Origin of the sequence: Pantoea sp. (genome assembly GCF_032114055.1) — a bacterium.
GTDB lineage: Bacteria > Pseudomonadota > Gammaproteobacteria > Enterobacterales > Enterobacteriaceae > Pantoea.
Map to the genome: position 1 here is coordinate 107,704 of NZ_DAMCTB010000011.1, position 8,543 is coordinate 116,246.

Genomic DNA, 8,543 nt, shown 5'->3' on the forward strand with positions numbered 1-8,543 from the left:
ACATGTCGCCAGCAACGCGAAAATTGATCCAGGCCAAAACATTGTCGTTTACCTGAAAAGTGCGGCATGCGGAAACCACATGCCGATCAAAATGACTTAATTGCCCTTCAGCAGGCGATACATATCTTCTTCTGCTTTGTCATCTTCGTCATCGTCCATCACGATGCCCAGCTGCTCCATCAGTTCATCGATGCGATCCAGCGAGGCATCCAGCCAGCCCTGATCTTCAGCAGACAGCGTTTCGCCATTTTCCAGCCGGTCCAGCAGCGCATCCAGACGCTCATCATTTTCCAGCTTCGCCAGCTCTTCCTCAGGCGTCAGGCGTACTTTTTTCGCGGCTGGCTTTTCCACGCTTTTCTTTGGCTTAATGGCTGCGGTCTTGCCGTCTGCAATCAGGGCTACCGGTTTTTTACTGCCGATACGCGGATCTTTCGCGCTGTCCGCCTGACGTCCACTGCTGCTGGCAGGCGCAGCCGGATTCGCACGGCTGCCGGATGCATGCCCGCGATGCTTTTTATCACGTTTGCGATCGCGCGCTTCGTTATTGATTTCGTCACGCGATTTGCGTTTGGCTTTGACGGCAGGTTTGCCGTGCGCCGCTCGTGCAGGTTGCTTCATAGTGTTCGGTCCCGGCTTTTTTTATTCAGTATAGAATTGCGGCGAAATCTAGCAGAAACCAGACAAAGAAAAAAGGCGACAGCTCAAGCTGTCGCCTTATTTCATACCTTCAGAAGAAGGAATCATGTTTTAAATCCTTTTTGGCTCGTAACATCCCGGTCAATCCCGCGCCTGCTCAACTCCTGAGCTTTTCCTTATCCCTGTCTGGTCAACTCCCCTGACCCTTTCCATTCCTCTCGCTCATTGCCATCCTGACATCCCTGAACGCATCTTCCTGATGTGTGCTGCCGTGCACTGCACACTAATGTAGACCAACTGGTAAAACCCTCAAGTCGGCATCGAAAATAGTTCGTTCAAAAAAGAAACGAAAACAGATAACACCATGAATATACTCTTTTTTTATTTTTAGTAATTAAAGTAAAAAGCGAAATAACCCGCAGCCGCAATGGCAAATCTCTTACACCGTTTGTTAAAGAGATGTGATTGAGCACTTTCGCGCCATAACGCGTATAATCGCTGGCATTGCCTTAATGCGTTTTTTGGAGTGTCACCTTGTCTGAACTGAATTATCACGTTACCCACTTTGTCATGAGCGCGCCGGATATCCGTCATCTGCCTGCCGATACCGGAATTGAAGTGGCTTTTGCTGGCCGCTCGAACGCGGGAAAATCGAGTGCGCTGAATACGTTAACCAATCAGAAAGGTCTGGCGCGTACCAGTAAAACGCCGGGGCGTACGCAGCTGATTAACCTGTTTGAAGTCAAAGAGGGCAAGCGTCTGGTCGACCTGCCTGGCTACGGTTATGCTGAAGTCCCGGAAGAGATGAAGCTGAAGTGGCAACGTGCACTGGGCGAATACCTGCAAAAACGACAGGCACTGAAAGGGCTGGTCGTGCTGATGGATATCCGCCATCCACTCAAGGATCTCGATCGGCAGATGATTCAGTGGTCTGTGGAAAGCGGCATACCGGTGCTGGTGCTGCTCACCAAAGCCGATAAACTTGCCTCGGGCGCCCGAAAAGCCCAGCTGAATGTCGTGCGTGAAGCGGCGCTCGATTTTGCCGGCGATGTGCAGGTTGAGCTCTTCTCATCACTGAAGAAAATTGGCGTGGATAAAGTGCGTCAGAAGCTGGACAGCTGGTTCAACACGCTTGAACCGGCTTATGAGGATCAGGACGCCGACGCGTAAGAGGCAGCCCCGCACCGCTGAAGCGGCGGTGTGAAAAGCCCAATAAAAAACGCCCCAGTCACAGAATGACTGGGGCGGCTAAATTCAGCCAAATCCGATTACGTGAAGTAAAAGGTCTGAAAGATAGAACATCTTACCTCTGTACCCTACGCGACGAACTTTACCTGATTTTCTGTGCGTGACAAAGGCTTTTTTGTCGCTTACTTACATCAAAAAGTACTTTTTTTACCATATCCGTCACAGAATTAGCGTTGCGATGTAGTTAAATGACGAAAAAAATGTTTAGCCGATAAGCAGTTAGAAAACCCATTTCCTGCTAAACCTCCGCGCGCTCAGCTAAACCGGTTAACCCAACGATTTTCTTATACCTGAATCCGGATCGATTCCCTCTATCTGAACCGACCCGTAGCAGGCTATCAGTGGGCTTCGTCCCAGTTATCACCAACACCCACTTCCACCAGCAGCGGTACGTCGAGCTTCACGCTGCCTTCCATCAGTGCCTGGATTTTCTGGCTGGCTTCTTCCACCGCTTCCGCTTTAACCTCGAAGACCAGTTCATCGTGAACCTGCATAATCATTCTGACAGCGTCGTCGTTTTGCTGTTCCAGCCACGCATCGACAGCAATCATCGCCCGCTTGATGATGTCCGCTGCCGTTCCCTGCATCGGCGCATTGATCGCGGCACGTTCGGCAGCTTTACGGCGAATGGCATTGCCCGATTTAATATCGGGCAGCCACAGCCGACGGCCTTCCAGCGTCTCAACATAGCCTTTATTCGCCGCCAGCTGACGGGTGTTCTCCATATAGCGCAGTACGCCAGGATAACGTTCGAAGTAGAGGTCCATATATTTCTTCGCTTCGCCCGCCCCGATATTCAGCTGACGTGACAGGCCAAAGGCGCTCATGCCATAAATCAGACCAAAGTTGATCGCCTTGGCACTACGACGCTGTTCACCGCTGACTTTATCCAGCGGCACCCCGAAAACTTCCGATGCCGTTGCGCGGTGAATATCTTCGCCCTGAGCAAAGGCATCCAGTAACCCTTTGTCCTGGGAGAGGTGCGCCATGATACGCAGTTCGATCTGCGAATAGTCCGCCGCCACGATGCGATAACCTTTCGCGGCCACAAAGGCCTGGCGGATCCGCCGTCCTTCCTCATTACGAACCGGGATGTTCTGCAGATTTGGATCGGCTGAAGAGAGACGCCCGGTCGCGGTCACCGCCTGATGATACGAGGTGTGCACGCGCCCGCTGATCGGATTGATCATCTGCGGTAGCTTATCGGTATAGGTCGATTTCAGCTTGGATAAGCCGCGGTGCTCCAGGATCACTTTTGGCAGCGGATAATCAAGTGCCAGCTCAGCCAGCACCTCTTCGCTGGTGGAAGGCGCACCACCCGGGGTTTTTTTGGTCGGTTTGATGCCCTGTTTTTCAAACAGGATCACCTGAAGCTGTTTGGTGGAGGAGAGATTGAAGGGTTCTCCCGCCAGCTCGTGCGCTTTGAGCTCCAGTTCCGCCAGGCGTGCCGTCAGTTCTTTCGAGTGTTGCGCCAGAATGCCCTGGTCGATCAGTACGCCATTGCGCTCTATCCGGGAGATCACGGTCAGTAGCGGCATCTCAATCTGCTCGAAAACGTTCTTTGGCCCTGCTTCTTTCTCCAGCTCTGGCCACATCTTCAGATGCAACTGCAGGGTGACATCGGCATCTTCGGCCGCATAGTGCGACGCCTGTTCCAGTGCAATCTGGTTGAAGGTCAGTTGATTTTTACCTTTGCCGGCAATCTCCTGGAAGGAGATTGTTTTATGGTGAAGCCAGCGCGCGGACAGGCTGTCCATGTCATGCTTGCCTGCTACGCTGTTGAGAATGTAGGACTCAAGCATGGTGTCAAATCTGATGCCCGCCAGTTCGATATCGTAGTTCTTCAGCACGCCGCGGTCATACTTCAGGTTCTGACCCACTTTCCAGGCGCTGTCATCTTCCAGCAGAGGTTTGAGCTGCGCCAGCACAGTCGCGCGATCCAGTTGATCAGGCGCATCGAGATAGTCATGCGCAACCGGCAGATAGGCGGCTTCCCCGGGCGCGACGGCGAAACTGATGCCAACGATGCTGGCGCTCAGCGTGTCCAGCGCATCGGTCTCCAGATCAAAGGCAAAGACGTCGCTGTTTTTCAGCTTCTCCAGCCAGGTCTCAAACAGCGCCTGGTCCAGAATAGTGACATACCCTTCTGATGACAGGACGCTGCGGGTTTCGACAACAGGAGCTGGCTCATCGGCGAGGGTTTTCTGCGCCTGGGTGTTGCTCTTTTTGCCCTGCAGCCATTTCCCCTCCTGCAGATCGCTCAGCCAGCGTTTGAACTCATAACGGCTGAACAAGGCCTGTAGCGCCTCAACGTCGGGATCGGTAACCGTAAGGGCTTCGCAGGGCTGCTCCAGTTCAACATCGGTCTTAATGGTCGCCAGCTGGTAGGAGAGAAACGCGACTTCGCGATTCTGCTCAAGTTTTGCTGCCATGGTTTTGGCACCACGGAACGAGAGATCGGCGACTTTATCCAGATTCTCATAGATCGTCTTCATGCTGCCCAGACCCTGCAGCAGCGCCTGCGCGGTTTTCTCACCCACACCCGGCACGCCTGGAATATTGTCTGAGCTATCGCCCATCATGGCGAGGAAATCGATGATCAGCGCGGGTGGAACACCATATTTATTCTCTACCTCTTCCGGCCCGAGGATGGTGTTTGTCATGGTGTTGATCAGCGTAATGTCTGGCGTGACCAGCTGAGCCATATCTTTATCGCCGGTACTGATCAGCACGGAGAGACCTTTTTTCTCTGCCTCCAGTGCCAGTGTACCGATCACATCGTCGGCTTCAACACCGCTCACCGCCAGCAGCGGCAGCCCCATCGCCCGCACCATCTCATGCAGCGGTTCGATCTGCGCACGCAGCTCGTCAGGCATCGGGGGACGATGGGATTTGTAATGCTCAAACAGCTCGTCCCGGAAGGTTTTGCCTTTGGCATCGAACACCACAGCAACGTGACTCGGATTGTATTGCGCCAGCAGGCTTTTCAGCATGTTGAGCACGCCGTACATGGCGCCAGTGGGTTCACCTGCACTATTGGTCAGCGGCGGAAACGCGTGATACGCGCGATAAAGATAGGAGGAGCCATCAACCAGAATCAGGGGATTTTCTGCAATTTGCGCCATAAGTCTGTGTCGTCTTCGTTGCGATGAGTGGGTTTATAAGGATGCCACAACCTGGCAGAAATGGTGAACTAAGGTGTACTGTGGCAGGATTTTTTCACGCTTACGGAAACAGGATCACAACGATCGTTCTGTGGATAACTTTGTGCGTAAAAATCATTTCGGTTTTGTTTTCAGGAAAAAGAACAATCTGAAACCATATAAAAAGCATACTTTTCAATAGCTTGTTTAGTTTCCGTGACCCGATCGCTATTTTTAACAGCACGATCCCTTGTGTGGATATTAAATTTATGCCCTGGTGATGGACAAAAAGCATCCTGATGTTCAGAAGCCTGAAAAAAACGCCAGCAGAGCTGGCGTTTAATCAGAATAAGAAGCTGATTACTTCTGGCTTACGAGGAATTTCACCACGTTCGCATAGTCGGCGACGAAATTATCCATAGAGCTGGTATCCAGTCCGCCGTTATTCACCATGTATTTGCCATTAACGAACATGGCAGGCACACCACGAAGATCGACATCCGCAGCGGCTTTCTGCTGCTGCGCAACCAGCGCTTTAACCGCAAAGCTGTTCCAGGCTGCATCATAGTCAGCCGCAGAGATACCGGCCGCCTGGACAAAGGCCTCTTTCAGGCTGGCAGGATCGGTAATAGTCTGCGTTTTCTGGATGCCATCAAAAATAGGAGCGGTGACTTTATCTTCCACGCCCAGCGCCATCGCGACAGCCCAGGCCTGGGTTACGACCGGCCCCAAATCGCCGCCGAGGAAATCGACATGGTATTTCACCAGCTTAACGTCAGCAGGCAGATTCTTTTTCACCGCGTCATTAACGTGATAAATGCGTTCAAACTGATAGCAGTGCGGGCAGAAGAAGGAGAAGAACTCCATCACCTGAGGTTCGCCAGCCACCGGTTTCTGCAGACTCACATATTGTTTACCTTCGGTGAACTGGGCAGCAGAGGCGTTGAATGCCAGCACTAAACCCATCAGTGCAAACCAAATTTTCTTCATCGTGAAAAAATCTCCTGACTACGTCATTAATATTGCGGTGTCAGCTGCAGAGGAGGTTCCTGCAACAGCTTCTCCTGCTCGGTAAAGAGTAAAATCTGCCTGTGCCAGAAATTTTCATCTGTCATCCAGGGAAACGCGCGCGGAAAAGCGGGATCCTCCCAGCGTCGGAGAACCCAGGCCAGATAATAAACCATGCGCATGGCGCGTAAAGGCTCAATCAGTGACAATTCATTAATATCAAAGTCGCTGAATTCGCTGTAAGCCTCCAGCAGGATATCCCACTGAATACGCTGTTCCTGCCGATCGCCGTTGACCAGCATCCAGAGATCCTGCACAGCCGGGCCGTTACGGGCATCATCCAGATCGACGAACAGCGGCCCGTCACGCCACAGAATATTTCCCGGATGGCAGTCACCATGTAATCGTAGCGGCTGCCACGCAGTGTGCCACTGTTGCTGCAGCGTGTTTCCCAGTTTATCGACAGCCTGTAGTAATGCGTCTTTAAGCGATTCAGGCACGAGCAGAGCGTGCTCCAGCACCTGACGGGGTTCGTGCAGATACTCATCCAGCCCTATAGCAGGCCGATGGCTGAACAGGGCTTTACGCCCGGTCTGATGCATGCGTCCCAGAAAGCGGCCAACCCACTCCATCTGGTCTTCGTTGTCTGTCTCATACTGTCGTCCGCCGAGACTCGGGAAAACGGCAAAAAAGAAGCCCGAGTGACGGTGCAATGTCTCGCCCTGCAAACGCAGCGGTGCGGCAACCGGCACGTCGTCAGCCAGGAGGTCATGCGCAAACTGATGCTCTTCCGCTATCTGTTCCGCACGCCAACGCTGCGGACGGTAAAACTTGGCGACGTAGCGGCGTTTTTCATCATCACTGAACTGGTAAACCCTGTTTTCATAACTGTTCAGGGCAGTCAGACCTGATTCAACGCGGATCCCTGTCTCCCACACTGCATCAAGCAACACATCGGGATTCAGGGTCTGGAAGTTAAAAGCAGCGTCGCTCATGATGTTACCTGTAGTTGCCCTTGCATTTAGCTGCCAAGGATAACATTACTCGCCTGGTTTAATGACCCCCCGTGCACGCAGCAGGGCTGTTTTGAAATCAACTTCATAATCTTTTTTCAGGCCCGGGATCGCATCATCATGGGCGGCGTCACGCATTTTGAGATGGTAAATTAATACATCGTCCGTTAATTCACTTAACGGGCCACGGAAACCAGATTCCTGCGCCAGTTTCTGCAAAAATGTGACCAGATTGAGGTCGGGCTCTTTTTGCCAGGCGGGTTGCAGCAGTTCAAGCAGCTCATTTAAACGATGACATTTCATTTCGTTTCTCCTTTTACAACGACTTATCAGCGAGGGCCGACGCATGACAACAGTAACCGGCATCATTCTGGCCGGTGGTCAGGGTCGCCGTATGGGTGGCCAGGACAAGGGATTAATGCTGTTCAATGGCAGGCCGCTTTATGAGCATGTCCTTGAACGGTTCAGGCCACAGGTCAATATTGTCATGATTAACGCGAACCGTAATATTGATCGCTATCAGTTAAGCGGGTGTCGGGTGATTCAGGATCTTGTCGGGGAGTACCCTGGTCCACTGGCCGGGATCTATAGTGCGTTGCGCACTATCGACGATGAATGGGCGGCATTCTGTTCCTGCGATACACCGGCTATTCCACTTAACTTTGTGGAAAAGCTGGCCGAACACCGCGGAACGGCACCGGCGGTCTGGGTCCGCTCCGCCTCACGCGACCATCCAACGCTGGCCCTGGTTCACCGAAAGCTGGCAGCACCGCTTCAGGACTATCTGGCGGCAGGTGAACGGCGTCTTATGCACTTCCTGCGCGACCATGGCGGCTATGCTGTTCAGCTAGGCGATGATGAGTCGGCTTTCCGCAATATCAATACACCCGAGGATCTGAAGGAGAGACACTGAGATGGCATTACCCCTGCTTGCGATTACAGGCTGGAGCGGAACCGGAAAAACGACGCTGTTACAGCAGGTGATTCCCATCCTGGCCAGCAAAGGGATCCGCGCCGGACTGATAAAACATACCCATCATCAGATGGACGTTGATACCCCGGGCAAAGACAGCTATCTGCTGAGAAAGGCGGGCGCCCGTCAGGTTATCGTGGCAAGCGCGGAGCGGTGGGCACTGATGTGTGAGACGCCTGAAGCGCCGTCAATTAATTTGCCCTATCTGCTGAGCCGCATGGATCCCTCTGTACTGGAGATCGTGCTGGTCGAAGGCTTTAAGGGTGAACCCGTGCCTAAGATTGTGCTCTGGCGTGCCGGGATAAAAGGAGGCGTCAGTGAGCTGCTTGATGAGCATGTCATCGCCGTAGCCAGCGATCAGGAGCTGAATCTTGCGCTGCCCGTTCTGGATCTGAACAGTCCGGAAAAAGTGGCAGATTTTATTGCCGGATGGCTGAATAAGCACTGAAGAGTGCGCTACTGCTGCGTTTTCACGATCGACGGACGTAAAAAAGCCCCGCACTCGCGTGCGGGGCTTCTTCA

At 52.9% G+C, this 8,543-nt stretch carries 8 protein-coding genes; 3 read left to right on the forward strand and 5 right to left on the reverse strand.

Translation table 11 applies throughout. The annotated features are described in order from the left end of the window. Positions 1–96 precede the first annotated feature (96 nt). Positions 97–618, reverse strand: coding sequence for a Der GTPase-activating protein YihI (gene yihI / locus RT657_RS16865; RefSeq protein ID WP_313655843.1), 522 nt, complete (start codon positions 616–618; stop codon positions 97–99). 552 nt (positions 619–1,170) lie between these two features. Between yihI and yihA the strand changes: the two genes are divergently transcribed. Further along, positions 1,171–1,806 (forward strand): ribosome biogenesis GTP-binding protein YihA/YsxC, encoded by a 636-nt coding sequence (yihA, locus tag RT657_RS16870; protein WP_313655844.1) that lies wholly within the window; start codon positions 1,171–1,173, stop codon positions 1,804–1,806. A gap of 416 nt (positions 1,807–2,222) precedes the next feature. Here yihA and polA read toward each other — a convergent pair whose 3' ends face one another. The 4 genes from polA to RT657_RS16890 form a co-directional block, all read right to left on the reverse strand. Further along, positions 2,223–5,009, reverse strand: coding sequence for a DNA polymerase I (gene polA / locus RT657_RS16875; protein ID WP_313655845.1), 2,787 nt, complete (start codon positions 5,007–5,009; stop codon positions 2,223–2,225). Between the two features lie 378 nt (positions 5,010–5,387). After that, entirely contained in the window at positions 5,388–6,017 is a 630-nt protein-coding gene (dsbA, locus tag RT657_RS16880) for a thiol:disulfide interchange protein DsbA (protein WP_313655847.1), read from the reverse strand. A gap of 26 nt (positions 6,018–6,043) precedes the next feature. Continuing rightward, on the reverse strand, positions 6,044–7,030 hold the full coding sequence (locus RT657_RS16885; protein ID WP_313655848.1) for a serine/threonine protein kinase: 987 nt from the start codon (positions 7,028–7,030) through the stop codon (positions 6,044–6,046). A gap of 45 nt (positions 7,031–7,075) precedes the next feature. Next, a complete protein-coding gene (locus RT657_RS16890; protein WP_313655854.1) occupies positions 7,076–7,351 on the reverse strand; it encodes a YihD family protein in 276 nt (91 codons plus the stop codon). 43 nt (positions 7,352–7,394) lie between these two features. Here RT657_RS16890 and mobA point away from each other — a divergent pair, with 43 nt between their 5' ends. Then, positions 7,395–7,961: a molybdenum cofactor guanylyltransferase MobA gene (gene mobA, locus RT657_RS16895; RefSeq protein ID WP_313655850.1), complete on the forward strand. Its 567-nt coding sequence runs from the start codon at positions 7,395–7,397 to the stop codon at positions 7,959–7,961. Position 7,962: 1 nt separating this feature from the next. Next, positions 7,963–8,469 (forward strand): molybdopterin-guanine dinucleotide biosynthesis protein MobB, encoded by a 507-nt coding sequence (gene mobB / locus RT657_RS16900; protein ID WP_313655851.1) that lies wholly within the window; start codon positions 7,963–7,965, stop codon positions 8,467–8,469. Positions 8,470–8,543 lie beyond the last annotated feature (74 nt).